The sequence below is a fragment of the Hymenobacter pini genome, from assembly GCF_020421205.1.
GTDB lineage: Bacteria > Bacteroidota > Bacteroidia > Cytophagales > Hymenobacteraceae > Hymenobacter > Hymenobacter pini.
On record NZ_JAIZZH010000007.1, the window covers coordinates 169,160 to 189,429 of the forward strand.

The following is a 20,270-nucleotide window of genomic DNA, read 5'->3' on the forward strand; positions in this document are numbered from 1 at the left end:
AACCTCCGAAATCATCATGGATAAGAACCCTTCAATTACTCCTGCGCTCGAAGCCCCTTCTATAGGAGCATCGGCAGTATTAGCTTGGCTGTACGTGGGCATTCCGTTGCTGTGGGGCGTGTCGCAGACGTTCATCAAAGCGCTGGCGCTGTTCAAGTAGCCCCTGCCCAACTTTTTTCTGGCGCGGAAGCACCCATCGGGGTGCTTCCGCTGTTTATAGCCCACACGGCCGCCTGCCTCTGCCTATGCTCCCCGACTCCGATGCTCCCGCCAACATCGTCCTGCTTGAGTCGTTCACCGATTTCGTGGCCGCGCACCTAGCCAAAAACCAGCTCGACGCGGCCGGTATTCCCTGTTTCCTCAGCAACGAGAGTAGGCCCTATGGTCCGGTGCTGGGCACGGTACGCCTGTTTGTGCGCCAGCCCGACGTAGCCGCCGCCCAGGCCGCCCTGCACCCCCAGCACGCCCACCTACACGCCGTCGCCACCGACTCCGACGAGGCCCCTACCGACGCGCCCCGCTGCCCCCGCTGCCACCACCGCGACGTGGTGTGCCGCCATCAGCCCCAGCCCCAGGACAACCTGTTTGTGAAGCTACGCCTGTGGCTGCTGGCCCCCGAGCGCCCCCAGTGCCACTGCTTCCAGTGCGGGTTTGACTTTGAGGGGTGATTGAAATAAACGCCCGTGACTTAGACCTCATAGATGCTCTATGCCAAGACCTATTCCATTACCTAATTACGAAACCGTAGAAGCTCGTCAATGGGTGGCCGATCAATTAGGGCTTCCCTATCATGATGACATGCAGGATTGGCCTTGGGAGGTATCTATTCCCGAAGGTTTAGAAGATTACATTCAACTATATAGCCGTGCTTCAGACGAACAGCGTGTAGTAATTATGGAAATGATTTTAAACGCAGCAGCTTGGCAGCCGACTTCTAGTCAGGTTCATTCGGCTTGGATCAGATTAAGGCCGCTTTTAGATCAAAACGCTGATCTGCACAGTTCGACAGCACAATATTGGTGTCTCTGGAACTACAACGAACAAGACTTGTTCGAACATGGCTTTTCCATATCGCCTTATCTACGTGCATGGTGGATCGAGAACTATCCTATTCCAGTAGATTCGTCGTTGTCATAAGGCTATTGCTCGCTAACGAAACCGCCACACCGGCAGCACCGTGCCAGCCGCAAAAAACTCCTGTTCGGGGGGAAATTCCAGGAAGCCGGCTGAGGGTAGCAGGCTGGCCATGTCGCCGGAGCCGCCGGCCCGCTCGGGGGTGGCCAGCAGGCGGCCATCGGGGCCCGGGGCCAGGCTCACCAGCTTGAAGTGCGTGATGCGCGGTTTGAATACCACATCTTCGGTAAGCATGGCCGAAATGGGCCCGCCTAGGACCGCGCTGCCGAAATCGGCTCCGGCGGGTTGCTGCACGGCCAGTAGCCAGGGCCGGGCGTAGCGGTAGAAGTTCACGAACGTGGACACGGGGTTGCCGGGCAACGCAAACACCACGGCCCCGCCGGGCTGCCGCCCAAACCAGAACGGCTTGCCGGGCCGCTGCCCCACTTCGTGAAACAGCTGCTCCACGCCCAACTCCCGCAGCGTTTCGGGCAGAAAATCGGCCTTCCCCTTCGATACCCCGCCGCTCAGCACCACGGCATCAAACCCGGCCAGCAGGGCGGGCAGGCCCTGGCGCAACGCGGCGAGGTCGTCGTTGAAGTGGAAGGCTTCGGCCTCGGCCCCGGCCTGCCAGGCGGCGGCCTGCAGCATCAGCCCATTGGAGCGTCGAATCTGGTGGGACTGCGGCTGCTCGGTGATGGGCACCAGCTCGTCGCCGGTACTCACCACGGCCACCCGGGGCCGGCGGGCCACGGCCACGGTAGCGGCCCCCACGGTAGCGGCTACGGCCAGTTCAGCGGGCTCCAAGCGGGTGCCGGCGGGCACCAGCAAGTCGCCCCGGTGGCGGTCGGCAGCCTGGGTGTGCACGTTGTGGCCCGCATGGGGCGCGGGTACCTGCACGGCCGCCCAGCGCTGGCCGGCGGCATCGGTACGAAACGTGAGGTCTTCGTAGCGAATCACCGTATCGAGGTTGGGCGGCAGGGCCGCGCCGGTCATGATTTCCACGGCCGCCGTGGCATCCTGCGCCGGCACGGGTGGCTGGCCGGCAAACTGGGTGCTTTCGATGCGAAACTCCGTTTGGCCCGCTGCCAGGGCCGCGTAGCGCAGGGCAATACCATCCATAGCCACCCGGTTGAAGGGCGGGAAGTCCCGGTCGGCCCGCAGGTCTTCGCGCAGTACGCGGCCGGCTGCCAACGGCAGCGAGAGATACTCGGAGGGCAGCGGCTGTACGGTGGAGGCCACTAGCCGGGTTGCTTCGTCAACTGAAATCATAGGCACGAATGTAGGGCAAGCCGTAGCTTGCGCTGTTACCCAACGGGGAAACCGGTAGGTTGTTTGGATGAGAAGTGGCCGATGTAGAGACGCGACACTTCGCGTCTCGGCGCGTTGACGATCTAAAACCGCGTCTATGAAACGAACCTGATTCAGAAGCCTTTATATGTCATGCTTCGGCTGCGCCTCTGCATGACGTTCATACGTGGCCAGACAACTTCCTGCACCACTCCAACGTCAGCAACGAGGAGACGCGAAGTGTCGCGTCTCTACACGGGCTGTTACCTTCGTACAGCCTGCTTATTCCTCACCTTTCCTCAACCGGCGCAAGCTAACGCTTACGCTACCGTGTATGCCCGACTCTGCTAAACTCACCCACCTCAACGACGCCGGCCAGCCGGCCATGGTGGACGTGGGCGCCAAACAACCCACCCGCCGCGTGGCGCGGGCCCGCAGCCGCGTGGTACTCGGCCCCGAAATTATGGCGCTGGTGAAGGAAGGCGACCTGCCCACCCGCAAGGGCCCGGTGTTTCAGACAGCTATTCTGGCCGGCATCATGGGAGCCAAGCGCACCTCCGAGCTGATTCCGCTGTGCCACCCGCTGGGCCTGGATAACTGCCAGGTAACCATTGAGGTGGATGGCCCCGACGCCGTGCTGATTGAATGCACGGCCACCGTGACGGGCAAAACCGGGGTGGAAATGGAGGCTCTCACCGGGGCTTCGGTTGCGGCCCTCACCATCTACGACATGTGCAAGGCCCTCTCGCACGACATTCTCATTCAGGAAACCCGCCTCATCAGCAAAACCGGCGGCAAACAGGATTTTCACCATGCCGGATAACGCCCCCGCCGACAAATCCCGCAGCAAGCACGCCCAGCTGGCCCGCCCCCACGGCGGCGAGTTTGGCCGCCACGAGCTGGCCATTCTGGGGGCCCCCTGCGGCCGCATTAAGGAGCTGGCCGCCCGCCTGACGCCGCTGCTTTCCGACACGCTGCGCGTGGCCTACGTGGACGCCGACCACGCCGCCGGCGACGACGCGGCCCAGGGCGGCAGCGGCGGCCAGGATGCCCTGCTGCAGGCCGGCGCGGCCGCCGAGCTGACTGATAAAATCACCTTCACCCGCCTCGACGTGAAGCGGCCCCTTGACCGGTTCAGTCAGCCCGAACTGCTGCAGCACCAGAGCTTGGTGCTGGTGAACGGCAACCACTTCCGGGCCGCTCAGCAGCTAGTCATTTTGGACCCTGCCAAACCGGTGGAGAAAAAGCTGGACCGCCTCACCAACGTGCGGGCCCTGCTGCTGCCCGAAGGCGTAACGGAAATACCCGCCTATCTGCAGGCGCACCTGGGCGAAACCAGCGTGCCGGTGCTGCCGCTGCACGATACTGACGCCATTGCCCAACTGATTCTGGATGAATGGCGCGCCGCCGCGCCGCCGCTGCGGGGCCTGGTGCTGGCTGGGGGCCGCAGCCAGCGCATGGGCCAGGATAAGGGCAAGCTGCAGTACCACGGCCAGGAGCAGCGCGCCTACGCCGCCGAGCTGCTGGCTCCCTTCTGCCAGGATGTGCACGTATCCTGCCGCCCCGACCAGGTGGTGGAGCTGGAATACGCCGGCCTGCGCCCCCTGCCCGATACCTTCGCCGACCTGGGCCCGCTCAGCGGCATCCTCTCGGCCCTACGCCTCGACCCCAACGCCGCTTGGCTGGTAGTGGCCTGCGACCTGCCTCTCCTCTCAGCCGATACGCTGGCCCACTTGGTGCAGCAGCGCCGGCCGGCCCGACTGGCCACGGCTTTCCAGAGCCCCGAAAATGAATGGCCCGAGCCGCTGATTACCATCTGGGAGCCGGCCAGCTACCCGCAGCTGCTGCGTTTCCTGAGCCTGGGCTACAGCTGCCCCCGCAAAACCCTCATTAACTCCGATGTGGCCGTGCTGCCCGCCCCCGCTCCCCAGGAGCTGCGTAACGTGAACACGCCCGAGGAGGCTGAGCAAGTGCGCCAGGAGCTGGAGTAGCGCGCAGCTCCGCTTTGCGCACAAGCGACGTGAGTAGCCACGCGTATGCACGCCCGGCATCAGAAAATAAATACGGTAGAGTCAGGGAGTTGCCGCTACTTTAGCGCCACTTCCTGACTCTATTCCGTTATATGAAACGCACGTATCCTCTTGTGGCCTTGGTGGCCGCTGGCTTTTCGGCCCAGGCCCAGCAGCCCAACGTTAATCTTAACCTCGATTTTGAACAGATAGTCCGGCAGACGCAGCAGCCGGCCCGCTGGTGGTCACCGGGCGCCAACGGTTACTCCGTGGAGGCCGATTCGGTGGTGAAGCATCAGGGCCGCTACGCACTCTGCCTACAGGGGCCGAGCCAGCCAAGCACCATCAAAGGCGCTTCGCCGGTACTTGGAGTAGCTTCGGTGCAACTGCCCATCGGGTTTCGGGGCCAGACGGTAAAACTGACCGGTTACCTGAAAACCGACAACGTGCAGAACGGCTACGCGGGTTTGTGGCTGCGCGAAGATGGCCCTAATGGCACTCTGCAACTGAATAACATGAGCAAGCAGAATCTGCGGGGCACTACCAGCTGGCAGCAGTATTCCGTTACGCTTCCGCTGGAGCCAGACGCCAAATCCCTCCTAATTGGTGGCCTGCTCACGGGCACCGGTACGGTATGGCTGGATCAGCTGGAACTGACCGTGGACGGCAAGCCCTGGTGGCAGGCCCCGGCTAAAGTGATGCAGCATTTCAAGGCCGAACAGGATACTGCCTTCCGCCAAGGTTCCGGCATCAGCCTCCAGAATCTGAGCAAACAGCAACTGGAAAACCTGGCGGTGCTGGGCCGGGTGTGGGGCTTCGCCAAATACTACCACCCGGTGGTGGCCCGGGGCGAGGTGAACATGGACGCCGAGCTGTTCCGGGTACTACCCAAGGTACTGCAGGCCTCCAACCTGGAAGCCCGCAGTCAGGTATTGAGCATCTGGCTTACCAGCCTGGGCCCGGTGCCAGCCTGCCCTACTTGCCGGGAACCGAAACCCAAAGACGTCCGGCTGCAACCCGACCTGGCCTGGCTCACCGATAAGCGGCAAGTAAGCCCGGCCCTCAGCCAGCAGTTGGTGTATCTGCGCCAAAACCGCAACCAGGGCCTGCACTACTACGTGCGCAGTGCCCCTCACGTGGAGAACCCGCTGTTTGAGCACGAGGAAACGTACCCCTCGGCTCCCGGCAGCCTACCCGACGACGGCCTGCGCGTGTTGTCCCTGTTCCGGTACTGGAACATGATTGACTATTTCTTCCCCTACCGCTACGCTATTGGGGAAGATTGGCAGCAGGTGTTACCGGAGTTTCTGCCCAAAATGGTAGAGGCCCGCACCCCAGAGCAATACCGCCTTACGGCCCTAGCCCTCATTGCCCGCCTCAACGACTCGCACGCCAGCGTCTTGTCCAATGACCAAGTGCTAACGGCGTACTGGGGCAACTACCATGCACCGGCGCAGGTTCGCTTTGTGGAGAAGCAGCCAGTTGTCACTGGTTATTTCCACCCGGAGCTGGGTCCGGCTTCGGGCCTGCAGCTGGGTGATGTGGTGCTGTCGATAGATGGGCGGAAGGTGAAGGATATTCTGACGGAGCGCAAACCCCTCACGCCTGCTTCCAACGAGCCTACCCAACTGCGCAATATGGCCCGCGACCTGCTGCGCGGCCGCACCGAGCAAGTGCAGCTCGTCGTCCGGCGCGACGGCAAGGAACTACCCCTTAGCATCACGCGCTACCCCGCCACCAAGCTGAACCTAGCCCTGAACAGCGGTACCCCCGGCCCCAAAGCGCCCGCCTGGCACCTGCTGCCGGGCAACATCGGGCACCTCTCGTTGGGCACCATCCAGACGAAAGACCTACCGGCCATTATGCAGGAAGCCCGGGGCACCAAGGGCCTCATCATCGACATCCGCAATTACCCGTCCGATTTCGTGGTGTTTTCCCTGTCCCGCTACCTGTTGGCCAAGCCCCAGGAGTTTGTGCGCTTCACCAGCCCGCAGATTGCCTACCCCGGTATGTTCCTGCTCTCGGAACCACTGCAGGTGATGCCGGGTAAAGAAGCGCCGTATGCCGGCAAGGTGGTCATTCTCGTGAATGAACTGTCGCAGAGCCAGTCAGAATACACCACCATGGCCCTGCGTACCGTGCCGGGGTCCGTGGTAATGGGCAGCACCACCGCCGGGGCCGATGGCAACGTGTCGGCCATTACGCTGCCCGGTAACCTGGGCACCCGCATTACTGGCTTGGGCGTGTACTATCCCGATGGCCGCGAAACGCAACGCATTGGGATTGTGCCGGACATTGAGGTGAAACCCACCATTACCGGCATCAAGGCCGGCCGCGACGAGGTGCTGGAACGGGCCGTAGCACACATTGAAAAAGCGTAGCCGTTAAATAATGGCATTTTCAGTAGCGCGCAGCTCCGCTTCGCGCACGAGCGAAGCGAGTATCTATGCGTGTAGACTGTGCACTCCGGAACTCGCCTGCGGCTCGTGCGCGAAGCGGAGCTGCGCACTACTTTACGGGTGCGCCGCTACCCACACGTCACCGTCCTCATAGAACTCCTTTTTCCAGATAGTAACTACCTGCTTTAGGGTGTCGATGATGTACTGGCAGGCGGCAAAGCTCTCAGCGCGGTGCGGGGTAGACACGGCTACTACCACGGCCACGTCGCCGATGTAGAGGGTGCCTTTGCGGTGCACCACGGTTACGCGCTGCAGCATGGGCCACCGCTCCACGGCCTGCTCGGCTACTTTGCGCAGCTGGTGCAGGGCCATGCTGTCGTAGGCTTCGTACTCCAGGCGCACCACGGCGCGGCCGGTGCTCCGGTTGCGCACCGTGCCAATAAACGTGTTGATGGCCCCGGCCCCATCAGCTTCCACGCTTTGTAGCGCGGCCGAAACATCAATAGGCTGGTCGGTTAGGTCGATGTGAATCAAAGGAAAGGGAATGAGGAAGTGGGGAAGGAAGAACGTCATGCTGAGCCTGCGAGGAATGACGTTCTGGTTTACTTGGCAACCGGCAACCGAAATTACCCGCCGCTCACGGGCGGAATGAGGGCTATTTCGTCCCGTTCCTGCAGCAGGGTATCGTCGGCGGCGTACTCGTTGTTGACGGCTACGGCCAGGCTGCTGAGGCGGGCCAGTTCGGGGTAGCGGGCGTGCAGGTCGCGTAGCAGCCCTTGGGCCGACTGACCTTCCGGCGCGGCTACTTCCAGCGTAGACTGCCCTACGATTTCGCGGGCAATGCCGAACAAAGCAATTTTCAGGTTCATGGGTTGTATAAGTAATGGCCTTCGGGCTTCCGTGCGTCGAAACAATCAATGACCAACACGCTTCTGTAGGAGTTGACGAAAGTATTGCTCCGAACGGAAAAGCCGGATTTACGTTGTTTGTTTGGGTGCGCCCGCCCCGCCCGAATCTTTTGCTTCCTTTGTCTATGTCTGTTGCTGTACCCTCCGTGCTGTTTGATAACCACGGCCGCCCGCTCGAATACCTGCGGCTGGCCGTTACGGACCGGTGCAACCTGCGCTGTTTCTACTGTATGCCCGAAGAGGGCATCAAGTACTTGCCCAAGCAGGAGCTGCTGACGTACGAGGAAATGGAGCGGCTGGTGGCCATTCTGGCCGGGCTGGGCGTGCGAAAAGTGCGCCTAACGGGCGGGGAGCCATTTGTGCGCCGCGACTTAGTGCCATTTATGAACCGCCTGAGCCAGATTCCGGGTATTGAGGAGCTGACTATGACCACCAACGGCGTGCTCACAGCGCCTCATGTATCGGAGCTGGCCCGCATCGGCGTAAAGGCCGTGAACCTTAGCCTCGACACCCTGGACCGGGCCCGCTTCGCCAGTATCACCCGCCGCGACGAGCTGCCCCGTGTGCTCGACACGCTGTATGCCTTGCTGGCGGCCGGCATCCGGGTCAAAATTAATGCCGTGGTGATGGACGGGCAAAATACCCAGGACCTCATTCCGCTGGCCGAGCTGACCCGCGACTTACCAGTGGACGTGCGCTTCATCGAGGAAATGCCTTTCAACGGCGGCAGCCACGACGCCGCTGCCCTACCCTGGAACCACCGCCGCATCCGGGAGCATCTGGAGCTGAACCTGGGCGAGCTGACCCCGGTGGCCGCCCGTTCCGGCGACACGGCCTCCCACTACACCGTGGCCGGCCACCAGGGCCGCCTGGGCATCATTGCGGCCTACTCGCGCACTTTCTGCGGCACCTGCAACCGCATCCGCCTTACTGCCGAGGGCGGCCTCAAAACCTGCCTCTACGACCAGGGCGTGCTCGACATCCGGGCTTTGCTGCGTGGCGGCTCCTCCAATGAGCAGATTGCTGACGCGCTGAAATCGGCCTTCCGCAACCGCGCCGCCAACGGGTTCGAGGCAGAGAGCCAGCGCCCGTTGCACCAGCTCAGCTTTGAGTCAATGAGCACGATTGGGGGGTAGCCGGCCCAAAAGTTTTTTACTCAGAGGCGGTGATAGTTGCGCATACTGCGGATTAACCAGTATATCGCCTTCTGCTATGAACTGCTCCGTCACCTCTGCGCCACCCGTTTCAGCCCCGGCCACCGAGCTGGCGGCGGCCCTGCGGGCCAATCGGGAACAAACGCTTACCCGCCTCTACGCTCAAAGTTTTCCGGCCGTGCGGCGCTATGTTCAGCAGCGGGGCGGCTCGGCGCAGGATGCCAAAGACGTATTTCAGGATGCGTTGGTACTGTTTTACGAGCAGGCCGTAAGTGGCCAGTTGCAACTCTCGGCTTCGGCCAGCACCTACCTGTTTGCCGTGAGCCGTAACCGGTGGAAGCAGGAGCTTAGCCGCCGCACCGCCCGACGGACCAGTCCGCTCACCGAGGACCACACCCAGCTACCGGAAGCTCCGGCCGCTGATGCTTCCAGCCCTGATATGACGGCGGTAGTGCTCCAGCATCTTACCCAACTCACGGCAAAATGCCGGAGCATGCTGCTGGCGTTCTACTACTTCCAGCAGCCCCTGGAGCAGATTGCCGCCGAGCACCAGTACGGCAGCGTCCGGTCGGCGACGGTGCAGAAGTTTAAGTGCCTGGAGCGCCTGCGCAATGCTGTACGCCCGCTTTTCCGCGACACCTTTGCTTCCTGACTATGCGCCCCGAATTGGAACGTTTGCGCCGCATTGAGCAGCACCTGCTGGGCACCTCCCCGGCACCCGACTGGCAGTTGCAGCAACTACTCGATACTGATGTAGCCGCCGACACTGAACTGCAACGCCAGCTGTACCAGGGGCTGTATCAGGCCGGGCAACAACAGCTGCGCCAGGAGCTCAACCAGATTCATCAGCAACTGTACCGGCGGCACGGCTGGTTACAAGCCGCTACTGGCCGGCTACGCCAGGCCTGGCACCGGCTGCGGCGGTAGGCTCCGCTCAATAATCCCAACCACTTCTTCTATAAGCAACCAGGCCTGCGGCGCGCAGTGCCCTGGCAGCGCCTTGCCTGCCTTTTTCGAATCAATTTACTCCGTACCCCATGCTTACTACCCACGAGTTCCGCAAATTTGCCGTGCACGGCCAGGGCCTGAACGGGCTGGCCGTTGACCAATACGTGCAGCACACCCAGGCCCGGGCCTGGCCCTACGTCACGGGCATGACCCGCTCGGTAATTGAGGAGCGCCCCACCCGTTTCGCCGAAATCGACGTGTTTTCGCGCCTGATTATGGACCGGATTGTGTTCCTGGGCACGGCCGTAGACGACCAGATTGCCAATATACTGACGGCCCAGATGCTGTTTCTGGAATCAGTGGATGCCCGGAAGGATATTCTGCTGTACGTGAATTCCCCGGGCGGCTCGGTGTACGCGGGCTTCGGCATTTATGACACCATGCAGTACGTGCGGCCCGATGTGGCCACCATTTGCACCGGGTTGGCGGCTTCCATGGGTGCCTTTCTGCTGAACGGCGGGGCCTTGGGCAAACGCTCGGCCCTGCCCCACGCCCGCATCATGATTCACCAGCCCTCGGGTGGAGCGCAAGGCCAGTCGTCGGACATCGAAATTACGGCCCGCGAAATTCTGAAGCTGCGCCGGGAGCTGTACGAAATCTACGCGGCCCGCACCGGCAAAACCTACGAGCAAATCCACCACGACTCCGACCGGGACTACTGGATGCGCGCCGACGAAGCCCGCGAGTATGGCCTGATTGACGAGGTGCTGGAACGTCAGCCAGCGTAGTGATGATGGATTACACCACGAAAGCCCGTATCCTTGGCCCGCACTGCCACATTCCCGGCAGCCCGCCTCCCACACCATGACCGTACTTCTGAGCTGCCTGCTGTTCTTTAATCTGCTGTGCTTTCTGCTTTTTGCCCTCGATAAGCGCAAAGCCCAACGCGGCCAGCGGCGCATCCCGGAAAAAACGCTACACCTCGCCACGCTGCCGGCCGCGGCCCCCGGTGCCTGGGCAGCCATTCTGCTGCTGCACCACAAAAACCGCAAAGCCGCCTTCTGGAGTATTACGCTGCTGCTGACGCTGCTGCAGGGGGCGGTTCTCTATTTCACGTGGCCCCACTTGCAGGCGTTGGTTTGATGTCGAGAGTAAATGCCCCGCACCAACTCAGTTTTGAGTTGGCGAATACGATTAGGGATGGAAACAACTGAATATATTAGCCTATTTATTCGGGCTATGTGTATCTGTACAAACCGCCTTGCGGGTTTTATTGGAATTTTCTTCGTGCTACTGAACAGCTCAAGTTGCCAGCAACTCAGGAGAACGTTAGGTCGGCGAAAATTTGATCAGGCCACACACATTGCTCAGGCCACGGTACGCGGTGGGCGCAAGATAGTACCAGGCAGCAGCCACGTTTTCTCTTATAGTCGACTGAAAATCTTACCATACGTAGGCTCTCACAACCGTATTTATACGCAGATTTATCTAAGCGCCCGGAATGTTGGTGATTTGCCGTTTAATCGGCCAGTAAATCTCTCGGATTCGATTGTGGCAATTTCCGGCTTTGTATCCCGGGACTGGCCCTTCGATATGGAAAATATTGTGGGCACGGTCACACGCTTGTCAACCGATACGCTTAGCCCGACGCTGCTCCTGCACCTAAAATACACAGTGCGGAGCGACCGAAGAGCTTTGCGGCGACGCCTGGAATTTCAGACTGACACAGCCTACTTTCAGGTAAAAAACTAACCCAAGCCGCGTCGACCCGATGAAGCTACTTCTCTGGATACTGGGGCTGGGGGCGGCGCTGTACGTGGCAGTATGCGTGCTCCTGTATTTTCAGCAGGAGCGGCTGTTATTCTTCCCCACCAAACTACCCGCCGATTATCGTTTCCGATTCAGCAACCGGTTTGAGGAAAGGTGGATTTCGACGGCCGACGGCACCCGCCTGCACGGCTTGCTGTTCCCGGCCGATTCAGCAGCCAAAGGGTTGATTTTCTACCTGCATGGCAATGGCGGGGCCTTGGATAGCTGGGGCGAGGTTGCAGCTACCTACACCCGATTGGGCTACTCGGTGTTTCTGCTCGACTACCGGGGCTACGGCAAAAGTGGGGGCCGCATCAGCAGCCAGGCGCAGCTACTCGCCGACGTAGACACGGCCTACCAGCAGCTCACGCGCGAGTTTCCGGAAGAGCGCACGGTGCTGCTGGGCTATTCGCTGGGCACGGGCGCGGCGGCGTGGCTGGCCGCCCGGCACCACCCGCGCCTGCTAGTGCTGCAGGCCCCCTACGCCAGCATGCGGGCTATGGCCCGGCAGCACTACCCCTGGATGCCGCCCTTCATTGTGCGCTACCCGCTGGCCACCGATGAAGTACTGCCCCACGTACAGGTCCCCATCGTCATCTTCCACGGCGACCAAGACGAGGTTATCAGCCCAGTATCCACGGCCCGGCTCCGGCAGCAGCTTAAGCCCCACGACCAGTTCATCACCCTGCCCGGCGCGGGCCACAACGGCATGACGGATAACCCCGACTATCAACGAGCTATCCGGCAAATACTGGCTCAGCATTACTAGGCACACGCGTAGAAGCTGACGGGAAAAAGCCCCAGCCCGCAAGGTTCAGGACGAGGTGTTGGCTATCTTCGGGCCGCTATGCCGCTTCGCCCTGCTCCCCTGGCTTATTGCTTGCTCCCCTTGCTTGGTAGTTTGAGTTTAGTACCCGCTGCTCAGGCCCAGACCAACGCCGTGCCCAACTCTCAATGGGGCACCTGGCACGTTGCTACGGTGGTATTGCCCGGCGGGCCCAAGCACTGGGGCGGCTACGTGGAGTTGCAGGCCCGGGCCAATGGCCTGTTTCGGCAGTACTTCTACACCGAGCTTAAAGGCGGAGTAAGCTACGATGTGGCCAAAAACTTTACCCTGATGCTGGCCGGTGGCCGGTATTCCACCGCCGACTACCGCGACCTGAGTGCTGGCCCCTTGAACGTGGAGCGGCGCTTGTGGCAGCAGCTCACACTTACGCAGTTTGCCGCCCGCCTCAAGCTAGAGCACCGCTACCGCATGGAGGAACGCTGGTACCGTTTCCGGGACGATATAGTACCAACCGGCCTCTCGCGCTACCGGACGCGCATGCGCTACCGCTTTAACGCCTTTCTGCCGCTCAACAAGCCTACGTTCACCAACAATACGGCGTTTTTGTCGGTGTATGATGAGGTCTTTTTTAATCCGCGGGGGCCGTTTTTTGAGCGAAACCGGGTATACGCCGGCGCGGGCTATCAGTTTGATGCGCACTGGACGGCGCAGGTGGGCTGGCTGAACCAGGCTAATTACTCCCCCGCCAGCTACCGGCAAAACGTATTCACCCCCCAAACCACCGTGGCCAAGAACAACGTGGTCCTCTCGGTGATATACCGTATCAGCCGCAAGGCCGCCACCGCCCCCGAGTTTGTGCCCTCTCAACCCGACTAAGCGGCGGCCGGCACGAGGTGCAGCGTGAGCGTATGGCGAGGCTCCCCGGAGTACAGCATGTGCAGTTCCAGCGTGAGGTGCTGGTCGGAGAGGGTTTTGATGAGCAGGTACAGCGCCGATTCGTTGCCGGGGTGCACAATTTTGCCGGCCTGTTTCACCCAGCCCGTAGCGGTGGGCCCGGCTTCCGGGGATTGAGTAAGCGTGCTGAAGTCGAACTCCGCCCCCTCGCCCATGCTCCAATACCCCTGAAACGGCTGCGGGCCAGCTTCAATGCGCACCGTTTTCCAGACCTGACAGAGTATTCGTTCTTCCATACGCAGTTATTTCCCGAGGCCTACCCAGCCGCGCTGCATGGCGTAGTACAGCGCCGTACCCACTAACAGGCCCACAAGGTACCCATACGGCAGCCCGCTACACAACAACCCCACCAGCAAAGCCAGCAACAATTCAGTGCGGGAGCCGGCAATATCACGCAGCAACGTGGCCAGCGTGAGGGCCTCAAACAGGAGCAGCACACCCAGAATAGGCAGCGGAAAAATTTGGACTACCTGCTGAAAACCCTGGCTGAACAGCAAGCCTAGCGTCAAGAATAACACCCCGTACAGCACCACCGAGCCGCCCGTACGCCCCCCAAACGTGTAGTGCCCTACCATGCCGCCCGAGCCGTGGCACACCGGAAATCCACCCAGGAAGGGGTTCACCAGGTTCATGAGGGCGTAGGTGAAGCTGATTTGGCGCACCGTGAGGGGCCGCTCCGGGAAATAATCCTCCACCACCTGTCGGGTAGCCAGCACCGAGTTGCCCAGGGAAAGCGGAATCTGGGGCAGGGCCAGTAGCACGGCCCCGGTGGCAATATCGGGCCACTGCGGTATGTGCCAGGAGGGCAGGTGCAGGCCGATGGCCCGGTGCGCGGTGGCTACATCCAGCTTAAACACAAGCCCGTAGGTGACACCCAGCGTTAGCACCACCAATGCCGCCGGCCAGCGCCGGTTACCCAGCAGCACTACCGTTATCAGGAACGCCGCCGCCGCCAACACAAAGCCCGCCACACCATCGGCCGGCACGTACTCTTTGAGCGCCAGGGTGGCCAGCTGCAGGGCCAGCCCAAACTGAATGCCCCGGATAACCGGCTTGGGTACCAACCGGGCCAGCGCGTCAATCAGCCTCGACACTGACAGCAAAAACATACCGATACCAATGGCCAACCCACCCCCAAAGATGATGCGGCCGGGGATTTTCTGGGCAATGACCAGAGCGGCAAAGGCCTTGAGCGGCTGCACCGGCATGGGCATACCGTACCACAGCCCCGAAAACACCTGCATCAGCCCAAACATCACCAGCACCCCGGCGCTATCTACCCCCGAGGCCGCAATGATGCCAATGAGTAGCGGCAAATCAGTACCCAAATCACCAAACGCGCCCGCCAGCTCATTTCGGTCGAAGCGGATACGGGGGCGGGATGGCGGGGTAACGGTAAGCGGCATGGGGAACTGGCAGAAGGCATAGAGACGCGTATTCGCGTCTGGTCGTTGTGTAAGCTGCTTAATTGGCACCATTTGGCGTGGTCCCAATTGATGTGGAGCGTCATGCTGAGCAAAGTCGAAGCATCTCTACCGCTTCGTTGAATTACTACCAAAATGTCAGCACGCGAGATTCCTCGGCTGCGCTCGGAATGACGTTCTTATTCCCTCAATCATCTCACCACCTCATCCCCCATAGCCGCATCCTCCCAGGCCAGAATACCGCCTTCCAGATTCACCAGGTTGGGCAGGCCAAATTCGGTTTGCAGCCGCTCGATGGCCTGGGCGCTCCGGCGGCCGGAGCGGCAGTACACCACTACCGGGTGCTGCTTGGGCAGGGCGGCTACCCCTTTGGCCAGATTGCCCAGGGGCAGCAGCGTAGCGTTGGGCAGGTGGCCCGCGGCGTACTCGTGCGGCTCCCGCACATCCAGCAAGAACGGTGGCTGGCCCGACATCAGCTGGGCCTGCAGGTCGGCAGCCGAAATACTGCGCACTGCGGCTCCACACAGGTCGGCGTAGTCGGCCGTATTGGCGGTATCCAGGTTGATGGCCGCTTGTTCTGGGCGACGGGCAAACTTGAGGGTGCGCGTCTGGAAGGTCAGCGCATCAAACAGCCACAGCCGGCCACTCAATACTTCCCCGATTCTCAGAATTACCTTCAAGGCATCCGTGGCCTGAGCCGTGCCTACTAAGCCGGGCAGCACCCCCAGCACGCCGGTTGCGTCGCAATTAGGGGCCTCAGCGGCGGTGGGAGGCTGCGGAAACAAGCAGCGGTACGAAGGCCCGCCCTGGTAGTTGAACACCGAAACCTGGCCCTCAAACTTGTAAATGGCCCCCGACACCAGCGGCTTGCCGTAGCTCACGCAGGCATCATTGAGCAGGTAGCGCGTGGGAAAGTTATCGGAGCCATCAATGATAACATCGTATTTGCTTACCAACTCCCGCACGTTGCCCAGCGTGGCCCGGCAGCCGTACACCTCCGTGTGCACCAACGGGTTGATGCGCCGCACGGCGCGGGCGGCCGTTTCGGCCTTGGGCTGCCCTAGGTCGGCGGGGCCGTACAGAATCTGCCGCTGCAGGTTGCTGCGGTCCACTTTATCAGCATCCACAATCCCCAAGGTGCCTACACCAGCCGCCGCCAGGTACTGCAGCACGGGGCAACCCAGGCCGCCGGCACCTACCACCAGCACGCGGGCCGCCTTTAGTTTCTCCTGGCCGGCCTCTCCAATTTCGGGGAGCTGCAGGTGGCGGCGGTACAGGTGGCGTTCTTCGGGGGTGAGCATAGAGAGGAAATGAAATGACCCACAGAGTGGGCAGGGTTAGCAAAGTGCATGGCCAACCAGCAGGCCTGGCCGTACAGCTTCTGAGGTTCAAACTTACTTCCGGCCCCGAAGGTTAATCCAATATACCACCACCTGCGCTGGCAGCCCGTACAGGCTGCCGGTTTCACCTGATTTTCCGCCGTGTCTGCTCCCGTTTTTCTGCCGCCCACCAGCTACGAATACGCCACCGTGCAGCGCGTGCAGGGCGCAACCGTCACGGAAGCTTCCGATGTACTGGCCGCCGAGGAGCCCCTGGAAATCAGGGTGGGTTATGGGCCGGCCGGAGAACGGCAGCACCGCCCCCTGAGCATTACTATGCGCACCCCAGGCCACGATTTTGAGCTGGCTGCCGGGTTTCTGTTTTCAGAGGGCATCATCCGCAGCCGCCAGGAGCTGCAAGGCATCATTTACTGCCCCAATGTGGAGAAGGCCGAAGAGCGGGAAAACGTGGTGCGGGCCGAGCTGGCCCCCTCTGCTCTCCCCGACCTGCCCCGGCTGGAGCGCCACTTCTACACCAGCAGCAGCTGCGGAGTATGCGGCAAAACCAGCATCGAAGCCGTGCACGCCGCCGCCTGCCCGGTGCTGCCCACGGAAGGTCCGCGTATTGCGGCCTCCGTTATTCACCAACTGCCCGAGCGGCAGCGGCAGGCCCAGGCGTTGTTTGAGCAAACCGGCGGCCTGCACGCGGCGGCCCTGTTTTCGCCGGAGGGTGAGCTGCTGCTGCTGCGCGAAGACGTGGGCCGGCACAATGCCCTGGACAAAGTGATTGGCGCGGCCCTGCTGCAGGAAATGCTGCCGCTCCATAATACCGTGCTGCTAGTGAGCGGGCGGGCTTCGTTTGAGCTGGTGCAGAAAGCGGCTGTAGCGGGTATTCCGGTGCTGGCCGCCGTGGGGGCGCCCTCGTCCCTGGCCGTGCAGGCCGCCCACAATTTTGGCATGACCATCTGCGGATTCGTGCGCCAAAACCGTTTCAATGTATACTCGCACCCCTGGCGGATTGTGAATGAGGCTACTGATAATGAATAAGCAGATAATACCGTCATGCAGAGCCGGAGGCGAAGCATCTCGCCTGCTGACGACTGAATAGTATTACAACGTCAGCACGCGAGATTCCTCGACTCCGCTCGGAATGACGTTCCTTTCCATTCAGCCTACCTCCCACCCGCTCACCCTCCTACCCCGCCATGAAACTCCGTTTCGAAGACAATACGCTCCGCCTGCGCCTTGATCCGTCTGAGGTAGAGGCTTTCCGGCAACAAGGGCGTCTGCAGACCACGGTGCCCCTGGGCCCGTCCGCCGCCCAGCAACTTACGTATAGCCTAGAGCGCAGCGCCGCGGCATTGAACCTTACTGTACAGTATGAGGCAGGCCACATTCGGGTGCTGCTGCCGGCGGCCGTCGCCGATGACTGGACTTCTACTGATGAGGTTAGTTTGCGCGGCACGGCAGAAGTTGTTGACAACCAAGTATTGCATATTTTGGTAGAGAAAGACCTGGGCTGCAAGCATTAACGCCCGTTTCGCCTACCGCACACAGCCATTCCCACACCCGCACCATGGAAGAGTCTCCCGCCCACGACCCCAGCAAAGCTGGCAAATCGGAACAGCAAAAGGCCGAAAATAAACCCAGAAGCGGGGAACGGCCCGACCAAGGGGCAGCCCCGGCCCCCGACCATTACCGCCCCGACCCCCAACACGAACGTGACGAAAGCGTGATACCAGCCCCCGACGTAGCCAACGCCAAATACCTCCACCCCATTCTGGCCCAGCCGCCGGAGGCTCTCACCGGCCTGCGCCTGGAGGAGCGCGCCAAAGTAGCCGCCGGCGTTACAGCGGTTATCAAATCCATGGAATTCAGCTGGAGCGAGGGCGGCGTGAACCGCGGCACCCGGGGCCTGCTAAACATGAACCAGAAGGACGGTTTCGACTGCTCCAGCTGCGCCTGGCCCGACCCGGACGACCACCGCTCGGTGGCCGAGTTCTGCGAGAACGGGGCCAAAGCCACCGCCTCGGATGCCGACGATAAAGCCGCCGGCCCCGAGTTCTTCGCCCGTCACAGCCTGGCTCAGCTTTCCCAGATGACCGACCGGGACCAGAACAACGCCGGCCGCCTTACACACCCCATGGTGAAGCGCCCCGGCGACAACCACTACTCGCCCATTGCCTGGCCCGACGCCTTCCAGCTGATTGCCGACAATCTGAACTCTCTGGCCTCGCCCAACGAAGCGGTGTTCTACACCTCGGGCAAGGTGCCCAACGAGCCGGCCTTCCTGTTCCAGCTGTTTGCCAAGCTCCTGGGCACCAACAACCTGCCCGACTGCTCCAACATGTGCCACGAGAGCAGCGGCGCGGCTCTAAGTCCCACGCTGGGCCTGGGCAAAGGCTCCGTCACGCTCAACGACATTCACGAGGCCGAGGTAATCCTCATCATCGGCCAGAACCCGGGCACCAACCACCCGCGCATGCTCACGGCTTTGCAAAAGGCCAAGCGCAATGGGGCCAAAATCATTTCGGTGAACCCGCTGCCGGAAGCCGGCCTGCTGGCCTTTAAAAACCCGCAGGATTTTATGAACCCCTTCAAGGCCCTGGGCGCGCTGCTGGGCGACGGCACGCAGATTACCGACCTGTTCCTGCAGGTGCGCGTGGATGGCGACATGGCCCTGCTGCGCGGCATCATGAAGCACCTGTTTGAGGCCGAGGACCGCAACCCCGGCCAGGTAATTGACCGGCCCTTCATCGACAAGTATACCACCGGTTTCGAGTCGTTCGAGCAGAACATTCGCAACACCAGTTGGGAGGATATTGAGGAACTGAGCGGTATTTCGCGCGGGCAACTGCTGGAAGCCGCCAACATCATTGCTACCAAGCAGAAGATTGTAACCTGCTGGGCTATGGGCGTTACCCAGCAGCGCCAGGGCGTGCAGACGATTCAGGAAATTGTGAACCTGCAGCTGATGAAGGGGGCCATTGGCAAGCCCGGCGCGGGCACCTGCCCGGTGCGCGGCCACTCCAATGTGCAGGGCGACCGGACGATGGGCGTGTGGGAGCAGCCCACAAAGGAATTTCAGGACTCACTGGGCAAGGAATTCAACTTCCAGCCGCCCTATGAGCATGGCTACGACACCGTGGAGGCCATCAAGGCCATGTACAAGGGCAAAACCAAGGTGTTCTTCAGCCTGGGCGGCAACCTGCTGGCCGCCGGCCCCGATACTGAGGTAATTGCCGAGGGCATGCGCAAGCAGAAACTCACGGTATTCGTAGGCACCAAGCTCAACCGGGGCCACCTCACCACCGGCGAAACCAGCCTGCTGTTGCCCTGCTTCACCCACGCCGACGTGGACATGCAGAAGTCGGGGCACCAGATGACTTCCTGCGAAAACTCCATGGGCGTGGTCAGCCAGAACAAAGGCGTATTGGTACCTCTGGAAGGCCAGATGATGAGCGAAGTAGCCATCCTCTGCGGCGTGGCCATTGCTACCCTGGGCAACAAAATCAACATCGACGACTGGGTGGCCATGACGGAGAACTACGACGTCATTCGGGACCACATCAGCCGGGTAATTCCGGGCTTCGAGAACTTCAACGAGAAGCTGCGGCGGCCCGGCGGGTTCTACCTGCCCAACGGCCCCCGCGACCGGCGCTTCACCACCAAAAACGGCAAGGCCAACTTCACCACTACTGAGTTGGAGAAGTACACCCACGAGCCCGACCAGCTGATTCTGATGACGGTGCGCAGCCACGACCAGTTCAACACCACCATCTACGACTACAACGACCGGTACCGGGGCGTGCACGGCGAGCGGCGGGTGCTGTTCATGAACGAGCAGGACATGGCCGACCGGGGCCTTAAGGCCAAGGACCTCATCGACATTACCAGCCACTTTAAAGGCGAGCAGCGCACCGTGGAGAAGTTCCTGGCCATTCCCTACGATATTCCAAAGGGCAACGTGGCCGCCTACTTCCCCGAGGCCAACCCGCTGGTGCCGGTGGGCAGCGTGGCCAAAACCAGCAACACACCCACTTCCAAATACGTGGTAGTTACCGTGGTGCCCGCTCACAAAACGGTAGGCGCGCCGGTAGAAGTGCGTATGGCGGCGGAGGCATAAGCAGCAAGTGTAGCCACAATAAAAAGCCCG

Annotated in this window: 22 protein-coding genes; 16 read left to right on the top strand and 6 right to left on the bottom strand. The window is 61.4% G+C overall.

The window, feature by feature from the left end; genetic code table 11:
* Positions 1–16 precede the first annotated feature (16 nt).
* The 3 genes from LF252_RS21675 (at position 17) to LF252_RS21690 (ending at position 1,137) form a co-directional block, all read left to right on the top strand.
* Positions 17–160 carry an MFS transporter small subunit gene (locus LF252_RS21675; RefSeq protein WP_226271690.1) on the top strand — a complete coding sequence of 48 codons (144 nt, stop codon included), beginning with the start codon at positions 17–19 and terminating at the stop codon, positions 158–160.
* A gap of 85 nt (positions 161–245) precedes the next feature.
* On the top strand, positions 246–668 hold the full coding sequence (locus LF252_RS22920; RefSeq protein WP_262905054.1) for a DUF2007 domain-containing protein: 423 nt from the start codon (positions 246–248) through the stop codon (positions 666–668).
* Between the two features lie 40 nt (positions 669–708).
* Positions 709–1,137 (top strand): hypothetical protein, encoded by a 429-nt coding sequence (locus LF252_RS21690; protein WP_226271691.1) that lies wholly within the window; start codon positions 709–711, stop codon positions 1,135–1,137.
* A 12-nt stretch (positions 1,138–1,149) separates the two neighbouring features.
* Here LF252_RS21690 and LF252_RS21695 read toward each other — a convergent pair whose 3' ends face one another.
* Positions 1,150–2,385, bottom strand: a complete 1,236-nt coding sequence (locus tag LF252_RS21695; protein WP_226271692.1) for a molybdopterin molybdotransferase MoeA — start codon at positions 2,383–2,385, stop codon at positions 1,150–1,152.
* A 352-nt stretch (positions 2,386–2,737) separates the two neighbouring features.
* Between LF252_RS21695 and moaC the strand changes: the two genes are divergently transcribed.
* The 3 genes from moaC to LF252_RS21710 all read left to right on the top strand — a co-directional run bounded on the left by moaC (position 2,738) and on the right by LF252_RS21710 (position 6,793).
* Positions 2,738–3,226 carry a cyclic pyranopterin monophosphate synthase MoaC gene (gene moaC, locus LF252_RS21700; RefSeq protein WP_226271693.1) on the top strand — a complete coding sequence of 163 codons (489 nt, stop codon included), beginning with the start codon at positions 2,738–2,740 and terminating at the stop codon, positions 3,224–3,226.
* Positions 3,216–4,394, top strand: a complete 1,179-nt coding sequence (locus LF252_RS21705; RefSeq protein WP_226271694.1) for an NTP transferase domain-containing protein — start codon at positions 3,216–3,218, stop codon at positions 4,392–4,394. Before moaC ends, LF252_RS21705 begins: the two co-directional genes overlap by 11 nt.
* Before the next feature lie 131 nt (positions 4,395–4,525).
* Positions 4,526–6,793: a S41 family peptidase gene (locus LF252_RS21710; RefSeq protein WP_226271695.1), complete on the top strand. Its 2,268-nt coding sequence runs from the start codon at positions 4,526–4,528 to the stop codon at positions 6,791–6,793.
* Positions 6,794–6,925: 132 nt separating this feature from the next.
* Here the strand turns inward: LF252_RS21710 and LF252_RS21715 are convergent, their stop codons facing one another.
* Together LF252_RS21715 and moaD are read right to left on the bottom strand one after the other, a co-directional pair.
* Positions 6,926–7,345, bottom strand: coding sequence for a molybdenum cofactor biosynthesis protein MoaE (locus tag LF252_RS21715; protein WP_226271696.1), 420 nt, complete (start codon positions 7,343–7,345; stop codon positions 6,926–6,928).
* A 92-nt stretch (positions 7,346–7,437) separates the two neighbouring features.
* Positions 7,438–7,680 carry a molybdopterin converting factor subunit 1 gene (gene moaD / locus LF252_RS21720; RefSeq protein ID WP_226271697.1) on the bottom strand — a complete coding sequence of 81 codons (243 nt, stop codon included), beginning with the start codon at positions 7,678–7,680 and terminating at the stop codon, positions 7,438–7,440.
* 185 nt (positions 7,681–7,865) lie between these two features.
* Here moaD and moaA point away from each other — a divergent pair, with 185 nt between their 5' ends.
* The 7 genes from moaA (at position 7,866) to LF252_RS21755 (ending at position 13,293) form a co-directional block, all read left to right on the top strand.
* Positions 7,866–8,855 (top strand): GTP 3',8-cyclase MoaA, encoded by a 990-nt coding sequence (moaA, locus tag LF252_RS21725; protein ID WP_226271731.1) that lies wholly within the window; start codon positions 7,866–7,868, stop codon positions 8,853–8,855.
* Positions 8,856–8,931: 76 nt separating this feature from the next.
* Entirely contained in the window at positions 8,932–9,525 is a 594-nt protein-coding gene (locus tag LF252_RS21730; protein WP_226271698.1) for an RNA polymerase sigma factor, read from the top strand.
* Between the two features lie 2 nt (positions 9,526–9,527).
* The gene (locus LF252_RS21735) at positions 9,528–9,800 is read left to right on the top strand and encodes a hypothetical protein (RefSeq protein ID WP_226271699.1); all 273 of its coding nucleotides are present in this window, start codon (positions 9,528–9,530) and stop codon (positions 9,798–9,800) included.
* A 110-nt stretch (positions 9,801–9,910) separates the two neighbouring features.
* Positions 9,911–10,609, top strand: coding sequence for an ATP-dependent Clp protease proteolytic subunit (locus LF252_RS21740; RefSeq protein WP_262905056.1), 699 nt, complete (start codon positions 9,911–9,913; stop codon positions 10,607–10,609).
* A gap of 76 nt (positions 10,610–10,685) precedes the next feature.
* Positions 10,686–10,964 (top strand): DUF1294 domain-containing protein, encoded by a 279-nt coding sequence (locus LF252_RS21745; RefSeq protein ID WP_226271700.1) that lies wholly within the window; start codon positions 10,686–10,688, stop codon positions 10,962–10,964.
* A gap of 628 nt (positions 10,965–11,592) precedes the next feature.
* Positions 11,593–12,399 (top strand): alpha/beta hydrolase, encoded by an 807-nt coding sequence (locus LF252_RS21750; protein WP_226271701.1) that lies wholly within the window; start codon positions 11,593–11,595, stop codon positions 12,397–12,399.
* A gap of 132 nt (positions 12,400–12,531) precedes the next feature.
* The gene (locus LF252_RS21755; protein ID WP_226271702.1) at positions 12,532–13,293 is read left to right on the top strand and encodes a DUF2490 domain-containing protein; all 762 of its coding nucleotides are present in this window, start codon (positions 12,532–12,534) and stop codon (positions 13,291–13,293) included.
* Here the strand turns inward: LF252_RS21755 and LF252_RS21760 are convergent.
* From LF252_RS21760 to moeB, 3 genes are all read right to left on the bottom strand, one after another.
* Positions 13,290–13,607, bottom strand: a complete 318-nt coding sequence (locus LF252_RS21760; RefSeq protein WP_226271703.1) for a hypothetical protein — start codon at positions 13,605–13,607, stop codon at positions 13,290–13,292. The genes LF252_RS21755 and LF252_RS21760 overlap by 4 nt on opposite strands.
* A 6-nt stretch (positions 13,608–13,613) precedes the next feature.
* A complete protein-coding gene (locus LF252_RS21765; protein WP_226271704.1) occupies positions 13,614–14,777 on the bottom strand; it encodes a putative sulfate/molybdate transporter in 1,164 nt (387 codons plus the stop codon).
* 209 nt (positions 14,778–14,986) lie between these two features.
* Entirely contained in the window at positions 14,987–16,096 is a 1,110-nt protein-coding gene (gene moeB / locus LF252_RS21770) for a molybdopterin-synthase adenylyltransferase MoeB (protein ID WP_226271705.1), read from the bottom strand.
* Between the two features lie 180 nt (positions 16,097–16,276).
* Here moeB and fdhD point away from each other — a divergent pair, with 180 nt between their 5' ends.
* From fdhD to LF252_RS21785, 3 genes are all read left to right on the top strand, one after another.
* Entirely contained in the window at positions 16,277–17,161 is an 885-nt protein-coding gene (gene fdhD, locus LF252_RS21775; protein ID WP_226271706.1) for a formate dehydrogenase accessory sulfurtransferase FdhD, read from the top strand.
* A 158-nt stretch (positions 17,162–17,319) separates the two neighbouring features.
* The gene (locus tag LF252_RS21780; RefSeq protein WP_226271707.1) at positions 17,320–17,646 is read left to right on the top strand and encodes a DUF7009 family protein; all 327 of its coding nucleotides are present in this window, start codon (positions 17,320–17,322) and stop codon (positions 17,644–17,646) included.
* A 44-nt stretch (positions 17,647–17,690) separates the two neighbouring features.
* Positions 17,691–20,240 carry an FdhF/YdeP family oxidoreductase gene (locus LF252_RS21785; RefSeq protein WP_226271708.1) on the top strand — a complete coding sequence of 850 codons (2,550 nt, stop codon included), beginning with the start codon at positions 17,691–17,693 and terminating at the stop codon, positions 20,238–20,240.
* Positions 20,241–20,270: the final 30 nt, after the last annotated feature.